Source organism: Rathayibacter sp. AY1E2, assembly GCF_002932325.1.
Lineage (GTDB): Bacteria > Actinomycetota > Actinomycetes > Actinomycetales > Microbacteriaceae > Rathayibacter.
The window spans coordinates 29,688-50,782 of record NZ_PSVO01000024.1; the positions used below are offsets into that span (position 1 = coordinate 29,688).

A 21,095-nucleotide genomic window follows, 5' to 3' on the forward strand; every position below is an offset into this window, starting at 1 on the left:
CCTCAGTCGATCCGGATCGTCCCGGTGAAGACGAGGTCGGCCGGGCCGGAGAGTCCGACGTGCTCGCCCTCCTCCGCCGCGAACATCGTCACGCCGAGCGTGCCGCCCGGGACCTCCACGCGCCAGGCCTGCGGAGCGCGCGCTCCCGCCCAGTAGCGCACCGCCAGTGCCGCCGCCGCGGCACCCGTGCCGCAGCTCAGGGTCTCGCCGCTGCCGCGCTCGTGCACGCGCATCCGGATCCGCCCGATCCCGTCGTGGACCAGCGGCTCGCCGGGAACCACGAACTCGACGTTCGCGCCGTCCTCGGGCTCCGGGTCGAGCTGCGGGATGTAGGAGAGGTCGGCGGAGTCGAGCTCCTCGTCGTTGCTGAGGGCGACGACCACGTGCGGATTGCCGAGGTCGATCCCGAGACCGGGGCGCGCGACCTTGAGCTCCTTCGCCCGCACCAGGGGCTCGCCGCCCGCCAGCTCCCAGCGGCCGAGGTCGACCTGGAACCCGGCACCGCTGCGGGTGACGTCGCGGACGCCGGCGCGGGTGCCGATCGGCAGGGTGTCGCCGGGCTCGAGCGCCGCGAGGCCGCCCGCGAGCAGGAACGCGGCGTAGACGCGGATGCCGTTGCCGCACATCTCGGCGATCGAGCCGTCGGCGTTGCGGTAGTCCATGAACCACTCCGCCTCGCTCTCCTCGGCCAGAGCCGCGGCGCCCTCCGGGATCGCGCGGGAGCGGACGGCACGGATGACGCCGTCGGCGCCGACGCCGAAGTGGCGGTCGCAGATCATCGCGATCTGCGCGGGCGAGAGGTCGACCTCACCGTCCGGGTCGCTGAAGAGCACGAAGTCGTTGCCGGTGCCCTGGCCCTTGGTGAAGTGCAGCTCGATCGTCATGGCGCACAGCCTAGCGAGGAGCGGGAGCGGCGGCCTGGGCGGCGGCGTGCGCCCGCGACACCAGGTCCGGCGCGTCGTACGGGAGCCGGTGGGCGCCGGCGTAGCGCCGGAACCAGCTGTTCTGCCGACGTGCGTAGCGGCGCGTGAGCGCCTGCGTCGCCGCGATCGCCTCCTCCTCGCGGAGGACGCCGGCACGCTGGGCGAGCGCCTGGGCGTACCCGATGGCCCGCCCGGCTGTGACGCCGCGCTCCAGGCCGAGGGGGACGAGCCGCTCGACCTCGTCGAGCATCCCGGCCGCCCACATCCGCTCCACCCGCCGGTCGAGGCGCTGCACCAGCTCCTCCCGCGGAGCCTCGAGGAACAGGATCGAGGCGGGGCGCCACCGAACCGGCTCGTCGGACATCAGCGCGCTGTGCGTGCTCCCGCCGGTGAGCTCCGCGATCTCGAGCGCGCGGACGATGCGCCGGGCGTTGTGCGGACCGATCCGCTCGGCCACTCCGGCGTCGATCCGGCGCAACCGCTCGACGAGGGCGCCCAGGCCCTCCCGCTCGGCGGTCTCCTCGAGCCGGCGCCGGACGGCCGGGTCGGTGCCCGCGAACGAGAACTCGAAGACGACGCTGGAGACGTACAGACCGGAGCCCCCGACGAGGATCGGCGTCGCCCCGCGCGCCAGCACGCTCTCGATCACGCGCCGCGCCTCGCTCTGGTAGCGGGCGACCGACGCCTCCTCCGTCACGTCGAGGACGTCGAGCAGGTGGTGCGGGACGCCCCGACGCTCGTCGGCGGGCAGCTTCGCGGTGCCGATGTCCATCCCGCGGTAGAGCTGCATCGCGTCGGCGTTCACGATCTCAGCGGCGCCGCCGTCCTGCCGGATCGCCTCGGCGAGCTCGAGCGAGAGGTCGGACTTGCCCGTGCCGGTCGCGCCGACGACCGCGATGAGCTCCGGCGCGGTATCGGGGGCTCCGGTCTCAGCGCTCGCCATCGAGGGCGTCGTAGATCGGCGTCGTCAGCGTGCCGGCGTCGCGCACGCGCAGCGACGGCAGGCCCAGCGAGACCCGGGGCGCCCCGCTCGCGCCCGGGGCGGCCGGAACTCCGCAGGACTCGGTCTGCGCCCGGTCCCAGGCGTCGCCCGCGCGGGTGCGGCGGATGCGGAGCGGCGCGCCGTCGGGCGAATCCGCCAGGAGGTAGAAGGGGGCGGCACGGGTGACCCGGACGGAGACCACGTCTCCGGGACGCGGCGGCTCGGAGCCCTCGGGCACGTCGAAGTGCACCAGACGGCTGTCCTCGGCGCGTCCGCTCAGCCGGTGCGTCTCCGTGTCGCGGCGGCCCTCGCCGGTCGCGACGAGGACCTCGACCTCTCGGCCGACGACCGTGCGGTTCTCCTGCTCGCTGATCGCGTCCTGCAGGGCGACGAGCCGCTCGTAACGCTCCTGGACGACCGCCTTGGGGATCTGGTCGGGCAGCGTCGCGGCCGGGGTGCCGGGCCGGATGGAGTATTGGAAGGTGAAGGCGGAGGCGAAGCGGGCCGCCTCGACCACCCGCAGGGTCTCCTGGAAGTCGGCCTCCGTCTCGCCGGGGAAGCCCACGATGATGTCGGTGCTGATCGCCGCGTGCGGGATGCGATCGCGGACCCGGTCGAGGATCCCGAGGAACTTCTCGGAGCGATAGGAGCGGCGCATTGCCTTGAGGACGCGGTCGGAGCCGGACTGGAGCGGCATGTGCAGCTGCGGCATCACCGCCGGCGTCTCGGCCATGGCGTCGATCACGTCGTCGGTGAAGGCCGCGGGATGGGGGCTCGTGAAGCGGATCCGCTCGAGCCCGTCGATGGTGCCCGCCGCGCGGAGCAGCTTCGAGAACGCCTGGCGGTCGCCGAACTCGACGCCGTAGGAGTTCACGTTCTGGCCGAGAAGGGTGACCTCGATCGCGCCGTCGTCCACGAGCGCCTGGATCTCGGCGAGCACGTCGCCGGGACGCCGGTCCTTCTCCTTGCCGCGGAGCGAGGGGACGATGCAGAAGGTGCAGGTGTTGTTGCAGCCGACCGAGATCGAGACCCAGCCGCTGTAGGTCGAGTCGCGCTTCGTGGGGAGCGTGGAGGGGAAGACATCGAGCGATTCGAGGATCTCGAGCTGCGCCTCGTCGTTGTGGCGGGCGCGCTCGAGCAGGCTCGGGAGGGCGCCCATGTTGTGCGTGCCGAAGACCACGTCGACCCACGGGGCACGGTCGAGGATGACGTTCTTGTCCTTCTGCGCGAGACAGCCGCCGACCGCGATCTGCATCCCCTCGTGTCGGCGCTTCACCGACGCGAGGTGGCCGAGGTTGCCGTAGAGCTTGTTGTCGGCGTTCTCGCGCACCGCGCAGGTGTTGATCACGACGACGTCGGCCTCGGCTCCATCGGCGGACACGTAGCCCGCCGCCTCGAGCGAACCGCTCAGCCGCTCGGAGTCGTGCACGTTCATCTGGCACCCGAACGTACGGACCTCGTAGGTCCTCGGCCGGGTCTCGGCGACGGGCGACGGGGCGGTACCGAGCGTGCTCATGGTGTGGGATTCTACGCTCCGGTCGGACCGCTCCCGGCCCGCCGTGTCAGCGGAAGCGGACGCTCGACCCCGGCTTGCGGATCGTCTCGCGGACGACGCGCTGCACGAGTCCGCCGGCGTAGCCGCGGCGCGCGAGGAATCCCGTGAGCCGGCGCTCGGCGACCTCGTCGGAGAGCGAGCGCAGGCTCGGCAGGCGCTTGCGCGCGAGCTCGAGCGCCGTGCGGTACTCGTCGTCGCCGTCCAGCTCGTCCAGCGCTGACGCGATCGCCTCGGGGTCGATCTTCCGCGCGCGCAGCTCCTGCTGGATGGAGGAGCGGCCGAGCTTCTTGCGGTCACGGAGCGAGACGACCAGCTGCTCCGCCATGCGGAGGTCGTCGAGGTAGCCGAAGCGCGTGAAGCGCTCGAGGATCTCGAGGGCGTCCTTTTCGGCGACGCCCTCCGTGTAGAGGCGCGCCTCGACCTCGGCGACCGAGAGGCTCTTGCGGGAGAGCCCCCGTACGATCCGATCCGCGACCTGCTCGGGATCGATCTCCTCCGGGATCGCGATCGCGTCGTCGTCGTCCTCGTCGTCCGCTTTCTCGACGAACGCCGGCGCACGCCGGGCGACGTGAGCCGAGAGCTCGGCGATCCGCTCGGAGGCCGGAGACGCGGCGCCGCCAAGGGCGGAGCCTCCCGACTCTCCTGCGACCGTCCGGGGAGCACTGGTACTCGGCGTCCCGGCTCCGGACGGCTCCGGAAGCGACCCGGCCCCGTCGGCGTCCGGCGCCGCCGGAGCCCAGCCCTCGTCGCCCGCCGCACCCCGGTCGACCCAGGGCAGGAAGGCCACGGGGCGGCCCTTCGCCCCCTCCGCGGCCTTCTCCGCCACGGGCTAGGCGCCCTTGCGCACGGGCTGCTTGGTCTCGATCGCGACCGGCGCGGCCTCGACGGCCGCGTTCGGGTCGACGATCACGCCGAGCTTGACCAGGATGCGCTTCTCGATCTCGGCGGCCACATCGGGGTTGTCGATGAGGAACTGGCGCGCCTTCTCCTTGCCCTGGCCGAGCTGGTCGCCGTCGTAGGTGTACCAGGCGCCCGACTTGCGGACGATCTCGTGCTCGACACCGAAGTCGATCAGGCTGCCCTCGCGGGAGATGCCGACGCCGTAGAGGATGTCGAACTCGGCCTGCTTGAAGGGCGGGGCCATCTTGTTCTTCACGACCTTGACGCGGGTGCGGTTGCCGACCGCGTCGGTGCCGTCCTTCAGCGTCTCGATGCGGCGGATGTCGAGGCGGACCGACGCGTAGAACTTGAGCGCCTTGCCGCCCGCCGTGGTCTCGGGGCTTCCGAAGAAGACGCCGATCTTCTCGCGCAGCTGGTTGATGAAGATCATCGTGGTGTTCGTGGTGTTCAGTCCGCCGGTCAGCTTGCGCAGCGCCTGGGACATGAGGCGGGCCTGCAGGCCGACGTGGGAGTCGCCCATCTCGCCCTCGATCTCGGCACGCGGCACGAGGGCCGCGACGGAGTCGATCACGATGAGGTCGATCGAGCCCGAGCGCACGAGCATGTCGGCGATCTCGAGCGCCTGCTCTCCGGTGTCGGGCTGCGACACGAGGAGGGAGTCGATGTCGACGCCGAGCTTCTTGGCGTACTCGGGGTCGAGCGCGTGCTCCGCGTCGATGAAGGCGGCGATGCCGCCGTTGCGCTGCGCGTTCGCGATCGCGTGCAGCGTGAGGGTGGTCTTTCCGGAGGACTCGGGGCCGTAGATCTCGACGATGCGGCCGCGGGGGAGCCCGCCGATCCCGAGCGCGACGTCGAGCGCGATCGAACCGGTCTGGATCACCTCGACGGGAGCGCGGTCGTCGCTTCCGAGGCGCATGACGGCGCCCTTGCCGAACTGGCGGTCGATCTGGGCGAGTGCGGTCTCGAGGGACTTCTCGCGGTCGGAGGAACTGGGCATGGCCGTCTCGCTCTCGTGTTCGTGGTGGTGTCGCCTACAGGCTGTCGCGACATGCCGGTGGCTGTCGGAGTGACAGTGCCGGCCGGCTGCGACAAGGCGGTGAAGCAGGTCCGTTCAGGTGTCTCCGACGGTACGCCCGACCACCGACATCGGGGCCGAGCGAGAGCGACTCCGTGGAGACGGGGCCGATCCTGCTTCTGTGGAGGAGCCTAGACCCGTTCGAACACGGATTCGAGCACGAGCCATCGGCGTGTCGAACACGGCTTCGGCGACGGGAGCGTCAGCGGTGGCGCTTCCGCGGATCCACGCCGTGCCACCGGGCCTCCGGGACGTCGTTGGCGCGGCAGAGGGCGAGCCAGACCTCGCGCGGCTCCGCTCCGTCCGCGAGGGCGCGCTCGGCGGTGCGGCCCCCGAGCTCGGTCAGCACGAGGTCCGAGACCAGGACACGGGCGTAGGCGCCGCCGAACTCGTCGTCCACCAGCTGCCGGAACTCGCTCAAGCGCATGCGTCCACGGTAGCCGCTGCCCGGAGGCCGCACTCCCCCGGGAACGCCGAAGGGCGCCCGGCCGGAGCCTGGGCGCCCTTCGCGTGGAACGGGTGCGGTGAGTGGAGGGGACGGGATCCGACTACTGCGTGACGAGGTCCGCGTCGAAGCCGGCGACCATGTCGGCCGGAATGGTGTCGGGGATGGTGTCGATGCCCTCGATGACGGCGAGACGATCGCCGACCTCGCGCATGATCACCGAGATGGGGGTGTCGAGGGCGTCGGCGACAGAGGCGAGGATCTCCGAGGAGGCCTCCTTCTGACCGCGTTCGACCTCGCTCAGGTAGCCGAGCGCAACGCTCGCCTTGCTCGCCACCTGACGGAGCGTACGACCTTTCTGCAGGCGAAAGTCCCTGAGGACATCGCCGATCTCCTGACGAACTAGAACCACTGGACCCTCCTTCTCCACGTCAACCGCATGTCGTGCACCTGCACCGCGAGCACGAGCGCCGGAGGTTCTCCGGAGCGGGTGATCGGGGGGCTGGGACGAGAGAACCGGATAGCTGTTCACTACCCGGTTCGTATGGTGTCGACTCTAATACCGGATGACTGGACTTTGCGTGTGAGCGACACCAGTTGTAACCGGGCCGCAATGCGGCGCATTCCGATTCCCGGAGGGCCCTCGCTGGGTATCCGCCTCATGCGCCGCGGGAGATCAGCTCCGCGCCGAGGGCGAGAGCCGCGTCGACCGAGGCGGCGCGGATCGCGGCGCGGTCGCCGTCGAACCGGTGCTCACGGACGAGCTCGTCCTCGCCGAGGACGGCCGCCACGAAGACGGTGCCGACGGCCGCATCCCCCTGCGGATCTGGACCGGCGACCCCCGTCGTCGCCAGGCCGAGCGTCGGACGCCCGTCGGCTGCGAGCCGCGAGGACGCTCCGCGCGCCATCTGCACGGCGACTCCGGGATCGACGGGCCCCCGCTCGCCGAGGACGCGCGCGTCGACCCCGAGGAGTCGGTCCTTGAGGTCGGTGGCATAGCTCACCACTCCCCCGCGGTACACGGCGGAGGCGCCGGGCACCTCCACGAGGGCGGAGCTGAGCGCGCCGCCGGTGAGCGACTCCGCGACGGCGAGGTCGACACCCCGCCGCCGGAGCTCGGCGATCAGCTGCGCGGCCGTCACCGCGTCGACCGGGCGGCCCGGCTCTGGCGGGCGGCGTCGGCGAGGTAGTCGATCCCGGTGGCGACCGTGAGCACCACCGCGGCCGTCATCGTGATCCCGTTCAGCCAGTGGACCCACTCGCCGAGGACGGCCCAGAGCGGCAGCAGAGCGAGGGAGATCGCGATCGACTGCACGATCGTCTTGAGCTTGCCGCCCCGTGACGCCGGGATCACCCGGTCCGAGAGCACGGCCATCCGGAAGACGGTGATGCCGATCTCACGCACCAGGATGACGATCGTCACCCACCACGGCAGCTCCGCGAGGATCGAGAGCCCGACGAGCGCCGCACCGGTCAGCACCTTGTCGGCGATCGGATCCAGGAGCTTGCCGAGATCGGTCACGAGGCCCCGGCTCCGGGCGATGTGCCCGTCGATGCCGTCCGTGGCGATCGCGACGATGAAGAGGAGCGCCGCGGCGATCCGGATCCCGCCGTCCTGCCCCCCGTCGGCCAGCAGGAGCCAGAAGAAGACGGGCGCCAGCAGGATCCGGACGACCGTGATCGCGTTCGGCAGGTTCCAGTTGCCCGACGCGGCCGGAGCCGGTGCGGTGGGGTGGGTCATCGTGCTCCGCCGTTCCTCGCAGTGCGGGCGACCGGGACGGTCACTCGCGTCCCGTCAGCGTCCAGGCGTCCTCGCCGGACCCCTCGTCGTCGTCGTGGTAGTCGGTGGCGGCGGGCCCCGTCGGCTCGGCCAGCGGATCCGCGTACGGGTCCGGGGCGACCGAGGACGGCGCGGCCGGCCCCTCGCCCGGGTCCTCGCCGCGCATCCGCGCGAGGACGCCCGGCAGCTGCTCGGCGGTGACCAGCACGTCGCGGGCCTTCGACCCCTCGGAGGGGCCGACGACCTCGCGCGACTCGAGCAGGTCCATCAGCCGGCCGGCCTTGGCGAAGCCGACGCGGAGCTTGCGCTGCAGCATCGAGGTCGAGCCGAACTGCGTGCTGACGACGAGCTCGGCCGCCGCGACCAGCAGCTCGAGGTCGTCCCCGATGTCGGAGTCGATCTCCTTGCGCTGCGCCTGCACGGTGATGTCCTGGCGGTACTCGGGCTGCGCCTGACGGGTGACGTGCTCGACGACCTTCGCGATCTCGTCCTCGCGGACCCAAGCGCCCTGGACGCGCATCGGCTTGTTGGTGCCCATGGGGAGGAAGAGGCCGTCGCCCTGCCCGATGAGCTTGTCGGCTCCCGGCTGGTCGAGGATGACCCGCGAGTCGGTCACGCTGGTCACCGCGAAGGCGAGGCGGCTGGGCACGTTCGCCTTGATGAGGCCGGTCACCACGTCGACGCTCGGCCGCTGCGTGGCCAGCACGAGGTGGATACCCGAGGCACGCGCGAGCTGGGTGATGCGCACGATCGAGTCCTCGACGTCGCGCGGGGCGACCATCATCAGGTCGGCGAGCTCGTCGACCACCACGAGGAGGTACGGGTACGGCTTGAGGACGCGGCTGCTGCCCGCGGGGAGCTTGATCTCGTCGGCGCGGACGGCCGCGTTGAAGTCGTCGATGTGGCGGAACCCGAACGACGCGAGGTCGTCGTAGCGCATGTCCATCTCCTTCACGACCCACTGCAGCGCCTCGGCGGCCTTCTTGGGGTTCGTGATGATCGGAGTGATCAGGTGGGGCACTCCGCCGTAGATGGTGAGCTCCACGCGCTTGGGGTCGATCAGGACCATGCGCACGTCCTGCGGGCGCGCGCGCATCAGCAGGCTCGTGATCATCGAGTTGACGAAGCTGGACTTGCCGGAGCCGGTGGAGCCGGCGACCAGGAGGTGCGGCATCTTGGCGAGGTTCGCCACGACGTAGCCGCCCTCGACGTCCTTCCCGACGCCGATGGTCATCGGGTGCGTGGACGTCGTCGAGGCCGGCGAGCGGAGGACGTCGCCCAGCGAGACGATCTCGCGGTCCGTGTTGGGGATCTCGACGCCGATCGCGCTCTTGCCCGGGATCGGGGAGAGGATCCGGACCTCGTTGCTGGCGACGGCGTAGGAGAGGTTCTTGCTGAGCGCGGTGACGCGCTCGACCTTGACGCCGGGGCCGAGCTCGATCTCGTAGCGGGTGACGGTCGGGCCGCGGGAGAAGCCGGTGACCGTCGCGTCCACGTTGAACTGCTGCAGCACCTCGGTGATGGCGCGGACCATCTCGTCGTTGGCCGCCGAGCGCGCCTTGGAGGGCGTGCCCGTCGAGAGGGCGGCCGCCGAGGGGAGGCGGTACGGCGCGTCGTCCTCGAACGAGGAGTCGAAGCCGGCGGTCGGGTCCTCCTCGGCGAGGGGCGCGATCGGGCCGGTCTCGATGACGGGCGGGATCGGGACGGCGGGCGCCACGTCGAGGCGGTCGAGCCGGATGACCTCGGTCGCGTCGTCGTCGACCACGCCGGTCGCGCCGCGGGGAGCGCCCGTCTGCTCAAAGCGGGCGAGCGCGGCCTCGGCGGTCTCGGCCTCGGCCAGCACCTCGGTGGCGTAGGAGCGGGTCGGCGGGTGGGCCTCGTCGTCGCGCTCCTCGAGCGCGGTGTCGAAGCCCTTCGCGCGGCCGCGGGCGGGCGCGGTGCCCTCGAGCACCTCGGTGAAGGAGTCGATCGGGAGCTCGGTCTGCACGGTCGGCTCGTCCTCGCGCCCGGACTCGGTGCGCCGCCACCAGGGCAGCTCTCCGCCGTCCTGCTGCGCGTCCTCCTCCTGCTCGGCCTCCGCCTTCGCCGCGGCCTTGGCGGCGGCCCGCTCGGCCTTGAGGCGGGCGCGCTCCTCGTCGTCGAGCACGGGGGCGCCGAAGAGGTAGCCGTAGAGCTCCCGCGAGCGCGCGCCGATGCGGTTCGGCGGGGTCTTGGTGATGATGAACAGCGACAGCAGGATCACGAGCGACAGCAGCACGGTCGCGCCGGGGACGGTGGCGATCGCCGCGAGCGGAGCGCCTACCAGCCAGCCGAGGACGCCTCCCGCGGCCGCCATGGTCTCGATGCCCTGGCCGGGCTGCGGCAGGCCGAGGTGCGCGTGGCAGATGCCGGCGGAGGCGACGAGCAGCGTGATGACGCCCACGCCGATCCGTCCGTTGTCGTCGACGGACCGGGGGTGCCGGAAGAGCCAGAGGGAGAAGAGGAGCAGGACGACCGGCAGCACGTAGGCGACACGGCCGAAGAAGCCGCCGAAGCTCCACGCGTCGAGCACCAGGGCGACCGGGTCGGTCGCGAGGAACCACTCGACGACCGCGCCCGCGACGGCCAGCAGCAGCAGCAGGAAGGGGACGCCGTCGCGGCGCTCCTCCTTCGCCAGCCGCTCGGGACCGAGGGCGCGCGCGGCGCCGCCCGCGAGGTGGGCCAGCGCCATCCAGAGCCGCACGGCGGGGTTGGTGCGCGGGGCGGACTCGAAGGCCACCGTCTTCGTCTCGGCGGCCGCCTTGCCCGAGCCCCGGCCGGATCGCGGCGCGCCGGAGCGCGGAGTCGCGCTGCCGCGCCCGCGCGAGGTCGTCTTGGTACTGGTCGCCATGAGGCCACCGTACCCGCCGCCCCCGTCAGGGCCGGTGACCCGCGCCGCGACGGCCGGCGCCGATCCGCCGCCGGCCGGGAGGCTCAGGCCTCGATGACGAGCGGCACGATCATGGGCCGGCGGCGGTAGGAGGTGTTGACCCAGCGGCCGACGACGCGACGGACGGCCTGCGACAGCGCGTGCTGGTCGCTCGCCCCGTTCCGCACCGCCTCCTCGAGCGCGGCCGCGATCCGCGGCTTGACCTCGTCGAAGACGCTGTCGTCCTCCGCGAAGCCCTTCGCGTGGATCTCGGGGCCGACGACGATCCGCCCCGTGCCCGCCTCGACCACCACGATGATCGAGATGAAGCCCTCCTCGCCGAGGATCCGCCGGTCCTTGAGGTCGGCGTCGGTGATCTCGCCCACCGACGATCCGTCGACGTAGACGAACCCCAGGTCGAGCCGTCCGACGACGGTCGCCCTGCCGTCGAGCAGGTCGATCACGGTGCCGTCCTCGGCGATGATCGTGTTCTCCTCCGCGATCCCGGTCTCGCGCGCGAGCTGCGCGTTCGCGACCAGGTGCCGGTACTCGCCGTGCACCGGCATCACGTTCAGCGGCTTGAGGATGTTGTAGCAGTAGAGGAGCTCGCCGGCCGCGGCGTGCCCGGACACGTGCACCTTCGCGTTGCCCTTGTGCACGACGGTCGCTCCGAGCCGCGTGAGCCCGTTGATGACCCGGTACACCGCGTTCTCGTTGCCGGGGATGAGGCTGGAGGCGAGGATCACGGTGTCGCCCTCCCCCGGCTCGATCTGGTGATCGAGGTTGGCCATCCGGCTGAGGACGGCCATCGGCTCGCCCTGCGACCCGGTGGACATGTAGACGATCCTGTCCTCGGGGACGTCGCCCGACTTCTTCATGTCGACCAGGACTCCCGGAGGGACGTGCAGGTAGCCGAGATCCGCGGCGATGCGCATGTTGCGGACCATGGAGCGGCCGAGCAGCGCCACGCGGCGGCCCGTGGCGTGGGCCGCGTCGAGCACCTGCTGCACCCGGTGCACGTGGCTGGAGAAGCTCGCGACGATGACGCGGCGGGTCGCCCTGGCCATGACGCTCTCGATGACCGGGCCGATGTCGCGCTCGCTCGGCGTGAAGCCGGGGACGTCGGCGTTGGTGGAGTCGACCATGAACAGATCGACACCCTCCTCGCCGAGGCGGGCGAAGGCGCGCAGGTCGGTGATCCGGCCGTCGAGCGGCAGCTGGTCCATCTTGAAGTCGCCGGTGTGCAGCACCGAGCCCGCGTCGGTGACGATCGACACGGCCAGCGCGTCCGGGATCGAGTGGTTCACGGCGACGAACTCGAGCTCGAAGGGCCCGAGGTTCTCGACGTCGCCCTCCTTCACCGTGAGCGTGTACGGCGTGATCCGGTGCTCCTTGAGCTTCGCCTCGACGAGGGCGAGCGTGAGGGTGGAGCCGATCAGCGGGATGTCGCGCTTCAGGCGGAGCAGGTAGGGGACGGCGCCGATGTGGTCCTCGTGGCCGTGGGTGAGGACCACTCCGACGATGTCGTCGAGCCGGTCCCGGATGGGCGTGAAGTCCGGGAGGATCAGGTCGACGCCCGGCTGGTCCTCCTCCGGGAAGAGCACGCCGCAGTCGACGACCAGGAGCCTGCCGTCGATCTCGAAGACGGTCATGTTGCGGCCGATCTCGCCGAGGCCGCCGAGGGGGATGATCCGGAGCGTTCCCGGAGCGAGCGGGGCGGGGATGATCACGGGACCGGGCATGCGCCCTCCTTCTCCAGCGGTGCTTTCTCGGGACGTGCCGCTCGGGCTCAGCGGGTGGTGCCGGCGACCTTCGGGAGGGCGCCGCCGGCCGCGGCGTTGCGGTCGGGCCGGAAGTTGCGGAAGTCGACGCCCGGGATGTCGCGGACCAGGCCGAGCTCGTCCTCGATGAGCGCCGCCTCCGACTCCTCCGGGCCGACCAGGGGCAGCCGCACGCGCGGCGAGGAGATGCGGCCGAGGCCGTGCAGGATGTACTTCGCGGCGACGGTCCCGGGGACGTGCGTCATCACGGCGCGCACGAGCGGCTCGAGCTGCTGGTGCGCGCGGGTGGCCGCGTGGAGGTCGCCCGCGTTCACGGCGTCGACGATCGTGCGGTACGGCGCGGCGGCGATGTTCGCGGTGACGCCGATGAGCCCCGTGGCGCCGATGGCGAGCTCGGGGAGCACGTTCGCGTCGTCGCCGCAGAAGTACATCAGGTCGGTCTGGTTGAGCACGCGGCTGACCTCGGAGAGATCGCCCTTCGCGTCCTTCACGGCCAGGATGTTCGGGTGCTTGGCCGCCCGCAGGATCGTCTCGTAGCGGATCGGCACGCCGGTGCGGCCGGGGATGTCGTAGAGGATCACCGGCAGGTCCGTCGCATCCGCGATCATCCGGAAGTGGGTGAGCACGCCCGCCTGCGTGGGCTTGTTGTAGTACGGGGTGACGATCATGTTGCCGTCGGCGCCGGCCTTCTCGCTCTGACGGGCGAGCTGCATGGCGTGGGCGGTCTCGTTCGAGCCGCCTCCCGTGATGATCTTGGCGCGGCCCCCGGCGACCGAGCGGCCGACCTCGACGAGGCGGATCTTCTCCGGGTCGGTCAGGGTGCTGGTCTCGCCCGTGGTCCCGGTGACCACGATGCCGTCCGCGCCCGCTGCGATGCAGTCGTCGATGTGCTTCTCGACACCGGGCCAGTCGACCTCGCCGTCGGCGGTGAACGGGGTGACCAGGGCGACCAGGACCTGGCCGAAGGGATTCTCCGGAGTTGACACGCTGCCAGGGTAGCGGGTCGCCGCCGCGCCGCCGGGAGGAGGTTCCCGGAGCCGCCCGCGCGGACGGCAGCACGCGGATCGGGCGGGACGGCCCGCTCGTCCTCGCCGGGCGGCGGGCTACGGAGCGACGCGGCCGTTCGCGGTGAAGGCGGCGGCCGTGAGGGGCATCAGCTCCTGGAAGTGCGTCTCCATCTGCTCGGCCGCCATCTCGATCTCGCGCTGCGGGAAGGAGGGGAACGTCGAGTCCTCGCGCTTGGTGCGCAGGGAGAGGAAGTTCATCAGCGAGCGGGCGTTGAGCGTGACGTACATCGACGAGTAGATGTTCAGCGGGAGGACGATCCGGGCGACCTCGCGGGCGACGCCCTCGCCGAGCATCCGCCGGTACGACTCGTAGGCCTGCGTGCTGACGCGGCGCGTCTCCTCGGCGACGAGCTCGGCCTGCTCGGGGGTGCCCGGCTCGAAGGAGTAGGCGCCGGGCTTGCCGACCTGCACGAGGTTGCGGCGGGGGCCGGGCACGTAGAAGACCGGACGGAGCTCGCGGTAGCGGCCCGACTCCTCGTTGTAGGAGGCGATGCGGTGCCGCATGAACTCGCGGAAAACGAAGATCGGCGCCTGCACGTAGAAGGTCATCGAGTTGTGCTCGAACGGCGAGCCGTGGCGGTCGCGCATGAGGTAGTTGATCAGGCCGCGGTCGCGCTTGCGCTGCAGCTCGGCGTCGGACTCCTCGCCGTCGAGCGCCTCGGCGAGCGTCTTCTCGCCCTGGGTCGAGACGCGGGCCGCGAACAGCACGTCGGAGTCGTGGGCGCTCGCGCGGACCAGCTCGACGACGACATCACTGCGGAAGACGGGACTACTCGGGTCTGCGCTGAGGCTGCTCTGTTCGGTCACGGATCGAACCTAGACCACGCTCCGACCGCGGCCGTCGTCACATCCCGAAACAGTCGTCCGCGCAGCGCCCGCGCCGACCTACGCTTCCCGGATGGAGCCCGTGACGATCCTCGCCGCACTGCTCGGCCTCGTCGTGCTGGGCGTCGTCCTCGGGGCTGTCCATCGGGCCCGCTCCGGGCGCGTCGCGAGCGCCCCCTCGCGCCAGGACCCCGCGATCGACCCCGGCGAGCTCGTCCCCGGCGCAGTGCTCGGGACCCGGGCCACAGTCGTGCAGTTCTCGACCGACGTCTGCACGCGGTGCCCTGCAGTGCGACGGATGGTCGGGGAGCTCGCCCAGCAGCGGCCCGGGCTGGCGCACCTCGACGTCGATCTGACGCACCGCCCCGACCTCGCGGCGCGCTTCCGCGTCCGGCAAACGCCCACGCTCCTCCTGCTCGATCGAGACGGAGTGCCGCGCAGCCGCATCGGCGGCGCTCCGACCCGCGCCGCCCTGACCATCGAGCTCGACCGACTCCAGGAGACATGATGAGCACCCGCTCCCCCTCCACCACCGGCGCCACTCCCCCGTCCGGCACCGTCGATCCCCGCGGTCCGAGGGTCGCCGCCGGAGTCACCGCCGCACTCCTCCTCACGGCCGTGGGCCTCGGGCTCGCGGCCCCGGCCCGGGCCGACCTCGACGGCCGGCTCTCCCAGCCCGGCTTCCTCCTGCTGCTCGCGCTCGCCGCCCTCTTCGCCTGGTCGGCCGCGCGCGGCGTCGGCTCCGGCCCCTGGGCGGTGCTGTTCCGCCGGGTGGTCCGGCCGCACCTGGCACCGCCGCGCGAGTGGGAGGACGCCCGCCCGCCGCGCTTCGCCCAGCTGATCGGCCTGGTGGTGACCGGCACCGGCGTCCTCCTGCACGTCGCCGGCGTCCCGGGATCGGTTCCGGTCGCCGCGGCCGTCGCCTTCCTCGCCGCCTTCCTCAACGCCGTGTTCGGCCTCTGCCTGGGCTGCGAGCTCTACCTCGTGCTCGCGCGGGCCGGCCTGGTCGGGCGCTCGGCCGGCTCCCGGGCGTGAGGCTCTAGGCTGGGTCCGCTTCGCGGGCGGCCCGCGACCGGCTCCGGGAGGCACCATGAGCGACTCATCCGCACGGCACTCCGACCACGACGGGACCACGGACTCCGGCTCGCCGCGACGCGCCGCGCGCACGCCGGGCGAGCACGTGTCGACGCCGTCCGAGCTGCCCTCGGCCCGGCCGAATGCGTCCGCTCCCCGGCTCCGCGTCCTGATCTCGGGCGCCAGCGGGATGATCGGCTCCGAGCTGACCCGCCAGCTGCGCGCCGAGGGGCACGAGATCCTGCGCCTGGTGCGCCACGCGCCGTCGAGCCCGGACGAGTTCCACTGGGCGCCCACCTCGCACATGCTCGACTTCAGCGTGCTCGACCGCGTCGACGCCGTGATCAACCTCTCCGGCGCCTCGATCAGCCGCCTGCCGTGGACCGCGTCCTACAAGCGGGAGATCCTCGACTCGCGGATCCAGTCCACGCAGACCCTCACCGACGCGATGCGGATGTCCTCGACCCCGCCGACGACGCTGATCAACGCCTCCGCGGTCGGCTACTACGGAGACCGCCCAGGCGAGGAGCTCACCGAGCAGTCCTCGCGCGGCGACGGGTTCCTCGCCGACGTCGTCGACCGCTGGGAGAAGGCCGCCCACCTCGCGCCCGAGGCCACGCGGGTGGTCACAGCTCGCACCGGGCTCGTCCTCGGCGACGGCGGCGCGCTCAAGCCGCTCCTGCCCCTGACGAAGCTCGGCCTCAGCGGGCCGCTCGGCAGCGGCAACCAGGCCTGGCCCTGGATCAGCCTCTACGACGAGGCCGCGGCGATCCGCCACCTGCTCACGTCCTCACTCTCGGGCCCGGTGAACCTGGCCGGACCGGTGCCGGCGACCGCGAACGACGTGATGCGCACCCTCGCCGAGCAGCTGCACCGCCCGTTCAAGCTGGCCGTCCCCGAGAAGATCATCGAGCTCGCGCTGCGCGACGCCGGGCACGAGCTCCTGCTCTCGAGCCAGCGCCTGGTCCCCCAGCGGCTGCTCGACGACGGCTTCGAGTTCCGCCACCGCACGGTCGGCGAGGCGCTGGAGTGGGTGCTCGCCTGATCCGGGACGCCTGAGCGGTCCTCGCCCGGAGAGCCGCGCTCGGGTCGCGGCCGAGCGGTCAGGCCGGAGCCTCGTGCTCCAGCGCGATGGCCCGGCGGATGGCGCCCCGGGCGCGCTTGCGGTCGCCGCTGGCGTCGTAGGCGAGGCCGAGGCGGTACCAGGCGCGCCAGCTCCCGGGCTGCGCGTCGACCTCCGCCGCGTACTGCGGGAACAGCGCGTCCGCCTCCTCCCGGAGCGGACGCCCGCTGGCCCGCGAGTCGAGGACCTCCTGCGGCAGCGCGTTCTCGCCCTCCAGCCGACGGGCCAGCTTCTCGGCGCGGAGCCCGAACAGCAGCTCGCGCACGAGCCCCCAGACGCCGACGGCGCCGAGGATCAGCAGGCCGACGCCCATCACGATGCCGGGCACCGTCGCCGCGGCGAAGGCGACGACGGAGTACTGCAGGCAGACGAACAGGTAGAGGGCGAGCAGGACCGCCATCAGGACGACGCCGACGCGGGTCCTCACGGGGTGCTCGTCGCTGCGGCGGCCTGGCCGGACGGAGCCCGGTCGATGACGGGCTGCTCGTCGACCGGCCGCTCGGCGAGAGGCGCGGCGTCGAAGGCGGCGCGCAGGTCGATCAGCGCGTCGAGGCCCACCACCACGCCCGTGGTCGTCCGGACCGCGTCGAGAGCGCGCAGGACGCCCTGCTCGTAGGAGGCCTGCGAGGTGGTGTCGTGCCGGATGGTGACCGTCTCGCCGGTGCCGCCGAAGACGACCTCCTGGCGCGCCTCCACTCCGGGCAGGCGGAGGCTGTGGACCGGGACGCTCGCGACCTGCTGGCCGCGGGCCCGCTGGTCGGTGTGCGGAGCCTGCACCGGACCGAGCTCGGCCCGGGCGCGCAGCAGCAGCTCGGCCGTGCGGACCGCGGTCCCGGAGGGCGAGTCGACCTTGCGGGCGCCGTGGGTCTCGACGATCTCGGCGGCGTCGAAGAACCGCGCGGCCACGGTGGCCAGCGCGGTCGCGAGCACCGAGCCCAGCGAGAAGTTGGGGATGATCACGACACCGGCCTCGGGCTGCTCGGCGACGCTGCGCCGGAGGGCCGCGATCCGGTCGCCGGTCCAGCCGGAGGTGCCGACGAGCACCTTCCTCCCGTTGGCCACGGCGAAGTCGACGATCTGCTGGCTGACGGCCGGCACGGTCATGTCGACGACGACGTCGGCCGCGAGCATCTCGGCGGGATCGCTCCGCGAGCCGAGCCGCGCGACGAGCGAGAACTCGCTCGACGCCTCGATGAGCGAGCAGGTGAACGAGCCGAGTCGGCCGGACGCGCCGACCACGGCGACGGAGGTAGTCACCGACTCAGCGTAGCCCGCGGCTCAGTACGGCTGGGCCTCGGGCAGGCCGGTGCGCAGCTCCACGGGCAGGTGCGAGAGATCGTTGTGCACGACGAGCACCGGCGGCTTGCGGGAGCGGACGCGGATGATCGTCAGCCCGCAGTTGGCCTGGTTGAGGCCCAGCCACCGCCAGTCGGGAGCGTCGAACACGTGGCGGACGAACCAGCCGATCACGAAGTTGTGGGTGATGAGGAGGTCGTGGCGGTCCTCGCGCGACGGCGCCAGGAACTCGGCCACCGCGTCCTGCATCTGCGCGTGCCCCGCCTCGATCTCGGCCGCGGTGACGCTGCCGAAGAAGGGCTCGAACGCCTTGGGCATGTCCGGGGTCGGCCCCGAGGGGATGCAGTCGAACAGCAGCGAGGACGGCTGGAGCGGCAGGCTCGGCAGAAGCGTCTGGAAGCGCGCGGCCGTCTCCTCGGCCCGGCGCAGCGGCGAGTGCCACGCTCCGGTGAAGGGGACTCCGCCGAGCCGCTCGGCGATGAGCCTCGCCTGGCGCTCACCACGGGCCGAGAGCGGGCCGTCCGGCATGCCGTGCTCGGCGTCCTGCTGCTCGCCGTGGCGGACGAGGTAGATGTAGTGGGACACGGGGTCCTCCCTGGTGCGGCGCGGCGGTGCGCGGTCAGCGGGCGTTCGACGATCGGATCAGATCGCGGAGGCGCTCTCGATCCCGGCGATCCCGGCGAAGGCCGACTCGTCGACCGCGCCGACGGCCGAGATCGACGACGGCCCCCGGGCCAAGTCTGCCGCGAGTGCCTGGACGTCCTCCGCGCCGACGAGGGCGAGTCGGCGCAGGCTCTCGTCGAGGTCGACGAACTCGCCGAAGGTCAGCTCGGCGCGTCCGAGGCGCGACATCCGGGTGTCGGAGTCCTCCAGCGCGAGCGCCGCCGCTCCCGAGAGCTGGCCGCGGGCGCGGGCGAGCTCGTCGTCGGTGACGCCGTCCTCGGCGAGGCGGTGGAACTCGGTGAGCAGGAGCTCGGCGACCGTCCCCGCCTTCGCCGGGGTGCACGCGGCGTAGAGCCCGAAGAGGCCCGCGTCCGAGTAGGACGGGGCGAAGGAGTAGACGGAGTAGGCCAGGCCGCGCTTCTCGCGCACCTCCTGGAACAGCCGCGAGGACATGCCTCCGCCGAGGATCGAGTTGAGGACGCCCATCGTCATCCGCCGCTCGTCGCCCGCGGCGAGACCGGGGAAGCCGACCAGCAGGTTCGCCTGCTCGGTGGGGCGGTGCACCACCGACAGGGCGCTGCCGCGGGTGTAGGACGCACGGCCGCCGACGCGCCGCTCGACGGGCGGGGCCGCCGTGCCGAGGTCCCAGCCGTCGGCGACGAGGACCCGCTGGAGCAGCGCGACGAGCGCCTCGTGGTCGACGGCGCCGGCGACGGTGATCACCACGTCTCGCGGGCGGTAGGCGGCGCGGTAGTGCGCCCAGACCGCGTCCCGGGTGGCCTCGCCGATGGTCGCGGCGGTGCCCCCGATCGGGCGGCCCAGCGGGTGGTCGCCGAACACGGCCTCGAACAGCTTCTCGCCCGCCACGTCGGCCGGATCGTCGTCCGCCATCGCCAGCTCCTCGAGGATGACCCCGCGCTCGGTCTCGAACTCGTCCGGATCGATCAGGCTCGAGGTCACCATGTCGGCGATCACCTCGACCGCCATCGGGAGGTCGCGGTCCTGGATCTTGGCGTAGTAGCAGGTGTACTCCTTGGCGGTGAGAGCGTTGTGCTCCCCGCCCACGGAGTCGAAGGACACGGCGATGTCGAGGGCGGACCGCTTCTGCGTGCCCTTGAACAGCAGGTGCTCGAGGAAGTGCGTCGAGCCGACGTTGGAGGGCACGGCGGGCTCGCCCGCGGTCGCGGGGCGGCCGGGCCGCTCGTCGCGAGAACCCGCGGCGACCCAGAAGCCGATCGTGGCGCTGCGGGCGCCGGGCACCGATTCGCTGAGGATGCGGACACCGCTCGGGAGGACGGAGCGGCGGACCGTGGATCCGCCTGCGGCCCGGACTGACGTCTCCGGCTGGTCGAGGGGCAGTGCGACTCCGTGATTCATCGTGCCCACCCTAGGCCACCGCGACGGCGGCCCGAGCCGGGCTGTCGCGCCGTGGCGGGAGAGGTGCAGGGGGCGTCGCGGACGGGCGCGGTCAGCGGCGCGCGCGCTCCAGCGCGGCCAGGTGTCCGGGGTCGAGCTCGAGCGAGACCGCGCGCACCAGCGCGTCCACGTCGGCGGGTGAGCGCGGGGCGACCGTCGCGGCGGTCAGCCGCGGCCGGCCGAGCAGCCAGGCCAGGGCGACGGCGGCGGGAGCGGCCGAGAGCTCGGCACCGATCGCGTCGAGGACGGCGAGGACCCGGCGTCCGCGGCGCCCGAGGTGGGCGGCGGCGAGTGCCCCGTCGGGCAGGCGGCCGAGCTCGCGGCGGGTGCGCTCGGCGCCGCGGAGGAACCCGTGGGCGAGGGGGACGGTCGCGAGCAGGGCGAGTCCCTGGCCGGCGGCGACGAGGCCGAGATCGCCCTCCGAGCCGGGCCGCTCGAGCAGGTTCCAGCGGACCTCCGCGCCGGCGAGGCGGGGCAGCCCGTGGGCGGCCAGGACGCGCGCCTCGAACAGCTCCTCCGGGGAGAACCCGGAGGCGACCACCGACCGCACCAGCCCGCGCGCCAGCAGCACGTCGACAGCGCTGAGGAGCTCGTCGAGGCGCCCGGCCCCGTCGGGGCGGACCGCCAGCACGTCGAGGCGATCGGTGCGGAGGCGGCGCAGCGCCCCCTCGACACCGTCCACCAGCGCACGTGGCGTCGCGGGGGCGCCGACCGGAGCGGCGAAGCGGCCGATCAGGAGGAAGCGGTCCCGGTCGCGGTGTCCGGCGGGCCAGCCGCCGACGCCCTCCGCGAGGCTCGAGTCGGTGACGACGACGCCGTTGCCGCCCCACGCCGCGTAGCGCTCGAGCAGCGCGGCACCGTCGTCGCGGCCGAGGGCCGCCGCGTCGAGCACGAAGGGGAAGAGGTCGTGGCCGGAGTCGCCCATCGGCCGGCGGTGCGAGGGTGCGACGGCGGTCGGCTCGACGGGGCCGGTCTCGGCGAGGACGCCGCTCGAGGAGGCTGCGCGGGACGCCGCGGGCGGGAGCGGGACGGCACTGTGACGGGGAGCCCGCACGACGGCGCCGGTCCTGTCCCTGGGCACGCCACCACTCTCCCTGCGGCGGCTCGGGTCCCGCCAGGGGAGAGAGTATCCGAGCGCCGGAGCCGCCACTCCGCCGGGTCGCGCACGGTTCACCAGATCGTTACACGGGCGCCGCCGGCGGGGTCGACTCGCGCCGGCGAGCGGTGCGGCGGGCCCCTCCGTGTCGGCCGTCCGGGCTAGATTCGCGACCATGGACTCCGCCGCCCCGACCCCCTCCGAGAC

The 21,095-nt window shown here is 72.7% G+C and carries 21 protein-coding genes; 3 read left to right on the top strand and 18 right to left on the bottom strand.

Annotation, left to right across the window (positions count from 1 at the left end):
- Positions 1 to 2: 2 nt before the first annotated feature.
- The 13 genes from dapF to thyX all read right to left on the bottom strand — a co-directional run bounded on the left by dapF (position 3) and on the right by thyX (position 14,202).
- Positions 3 to 884: a diaminopimelate epimerase gene (gene dapF, locus C5C49_RS14440; RefSeq protein ID WP_104226308.1), complete on the bottom strand. Its 882-nt coding sequence runs from the start codon at positions 882 to 884 to the stop codon at positions 3 to 5.
- 10 nt (positions 885 to 894) lie between these two features.
- Positions 895 to 1,866, bottom strand: coding sequence for a tRNA (adenosine(37)-N6)-dimethylallyltransferase MiaA (miaA, locus tag C5C49_RS14445; RefSeq protein ID WP_104233272.1), 972 nt, complete (start codon positions 1,864 to 1,866; stop codon positions 895 to 897).
- On the bottom strand, positions 1,853 to 3,421 hold the full coding sequence (gene miaB / locus C5C49_RS14450; RefSeq protein WP_104346420.1) for a tRNA (N6-isopentenyl adenosine(37)-C2)-methylthiotransferase MiaB: 1,569 nt from the start codon (positions 3,419 to 3,421) through the stop codon (positions 1,853 to 1,855). Before miaB ends, miaA begins: the two co-directional genes overlap by 14 nt.
- A gap of 46 nt (positions 3,422 to 3,467) precedes the next feature.
- Positions 3,468 to 4,247 (bottom strand): regulatory protein RecX, encoded by a 780-nt coding sequence (locus C5C49_RS14455; RefSeq protein ID WP_181135786.1) that lies wholly within the window; start codon positions 4,245 to 4,247, stop codon positions 3,468 to 3,470.
- 42 nt (positions 4,248 to 4,289) lie between these two features.
- A complete protein-coding gene (gene recA / locus C5C49_RS14460) occupies positions 4,290 to 5,357 on the bottom strand; it encodes a recombinase RecA (RefSeq protein WP_104224475.1) in 1,068 nt (355 codons plus the stop codon).
- A gap of 280 nt (positions 5,358 to 5,637) precedes the next feature.
- A complete protein-coding gene (locus C5C49_RS14465) occupies positions 5,638 to 5,862 on the bottom strand; it encodes a DUF3046 domain-containing protein (protein ID WP_104224474.1) in 225 nt (74 codons plus the stop codon).
- A 121-nt stretch (positions 5,863 to 5,983) separates the two neighbouring features.
- Positions 5,984 to 6,292: a helix-turn-helix domain-containing protein gene (locus tag C5C49_RS14470; protein WP_068207524.1), complete on the bottom strand. Its 309-nt coding sequence runs from the start codon at positions 6,290 to 6,292 to the stop codon at positions 5,984 to 5,986.
- 247 nt (positions 6,293 to 6,539) lie between these two features.
- A complete protein-coding gene (locus C5C49_RS14475) occupies positions 6,540 to 7,022 on the bottom strand; it encodes a CinA family protein (protein ID WP_104224473.1) in 483 nt (160 codons plus the stop codon).
- Complete coding sequence (pgsA, locus tag C5C49_RS14480) at positions 7,019 to 7,621, bottom strand: CDP-diacylglycerol--glycerol-3-phosphate 3-phosphatidyltransferase (protein WP_104226303.1); 603 nt, start codon at positions 7,619 to 7,621, stop codon at positions 7,019 to 7,021. The genes C5C49_RS14475 and pgsA overlap by 4 nt, the downstream gene beginning before the upstream one ends.
- Before the next feature lie 40 nt (positions 7,622 to 7,661).
- Positions 7,662 to 10,529: a DNA translocase FtsK gene (locus C5C49_RS14485; protein ID WP_104313490.1), complete on the bottom strand. Its 2,868-nt coding sequence runs from the start codon at positions 10,527 to 10,529 to the stop codon at positions 7,662 to 7,664.
- A gap of 83 nt (positions 10,530 to 10,612) precedes the next feature.
- On the bottom strand, positions 10,613 to 12,289 hold the full coding sequence (locus C5C49_RS14490; protein WP_104224470.1) for a ribonuclease J: 1,677 nt from the start codon (positions 12,287 to 12,289) through the stop codon (positions 10,613 to 10,615).
- A gap of 47 nt (positions 12,290 to 12,336) precedes the next feature.
- Entirely contained in the window at positions 12,337 to 13,314 is a 978-nt protein-coding gene (gene dapA, locus C5C49_RS14495; protein ID WP_104224469.1) for a 4-hydroxy-tetrahydrodipicolinate synthase, read from the bottom strand.
- Positions 13,315 to 13,431: 117 nt separating this feature from the next.
- Positions 13,432 to 14,202 (bottom strand): FAD-dependent thymidylate synthase, encoded by a 771-nt coding sequence (gene thyX / locus C5C49_RS14500; protein WP_104224468.1) that lies wholly within the window; start codon positions 14,200 to 14,202, stop codon positions 13,432 to 13,434.
- Positions 14,203 to 14,293: 91 nt separating this feature from the next.
- Between thyX and C5C49_RS14505 the strand changes: the two genes are divergently transcribed.
- From C5C49_RS14505 to C5C49_RS14515, 3 genes are read left to right on the top strand one after another with little or no spacing between them, the layout of a single operon-like run.
- On the top strand, positions 14,294 to 14,728 hold the full coding sequence (locus C5C49_RS14505) for a thioredoxin family protein (protein ID WP_104346422.1): 435 nt from the start codon (positions 14,294 to 14,296) through the stop codon (positions 14,726 to 14,728).
- On the top strand, positions 14,728 to 15,255 hold the full coding sequence (locus C5C49_RS14510) for a DUF4395 domain-containing protein (protein ID WP_104224466.1): 528 nt from the start codon (positions 14,728 to 14,730) through the stop codon (positions 15,253 to 15,255). Before C5C49_RS14505 ends, C5C49_RS14510 begins: the two co-directional genes overlap by 1 nt.
- 55 nt (positions 15,256 to 15,310) lie before the next feature.
- Entirely contained in the window at positions 15,311 to 16,339 is a 1,029-nt protein-coding gene (locus tag C5C49_RS14515) for a TIGR01777 family oxidoreductase (RefSeq protein WP_104226299.1), read from the top strand.
- 58 nt (positions 16,340 to 16,397) lie between these two features.
- Here C5C49_RS14515 and C5C49_RS14520 read toward each other — a convergent pair whose 3' ends face one another.
- The 5 genes from C5C49_RS14520 to C5C49_RS14540 all read right to left on the bottom strand — a co-directional run bounded on the left by C5C49_RS14520 (position 16,398) and on the right by C5C49_RS14540 (position 20,873).
- Positions 16,398 to 16,844, bottom strand: coding sequence for a hypothetical protein (locus C5C49_RS14520; RefSeq protein ID WP_104346423.1), 447 nt, complete (start codon positions 16,842 to 16,844; stop codon positions 16,398 to 16,400).
- Positions 16,841 to 17,674 (bottom strand): 4-hydroxy-tetrahydrodipicolinate reductase, encoded by an 834-nt coding sequence (dapB, locus tag C5C49_RS14525; protein WP_104233262.1) that lies wholly within the window; start codon positions 17,672 to 17,674, stop codon positions 16,841 to 16,843. The genes C5C49_RS14520 and dapB overlap by 4 nt, the downstream gene beginning before the upstream one ends.
- Before the next feature lie 21 nt (positions 17,675 to 17,695).
- Positions 17,696 to 18,298: a histidine phosphatase family protein gene (locus tag C5C49_RS14530; RefSeq protein ID WP_104224462.1), complete on the bottom strand. Its 603-nt coding sequence runs from the start codon at positions 18,296 to 18,298 to the stop codon at positions 17,696 to 17,698.
- A gap of 57 nt (positions 18,299 to 18,355) precedes the next feature.
- Positions 18,356 to 19,753: a pitrilysin family protein gene (locus C5C49_RS14535; protein ID WP_104224504.1), complete on the bottom strand. Its 1,398-nt coding sequence runs from the start codon at positions 19,751 to 19,753 to the stop codon at positions 18,356 to 18,358.
- A gap of 91 nt (positions 19,754 to 19,844) precedes the next feature.
- Positions 19,845 to 20,873, bottom strand: a complete 1,029-nt coding sequence (locus C5C49_RS14540) for an aldo/keto reductase (protein WP_146086937.1) — start codon at positions 20,871 to 20,873, stop codon at positions 19,845 to 19,847.
- Positions 20,874 to 21,095: the final 222 nt, after the last annotated feature.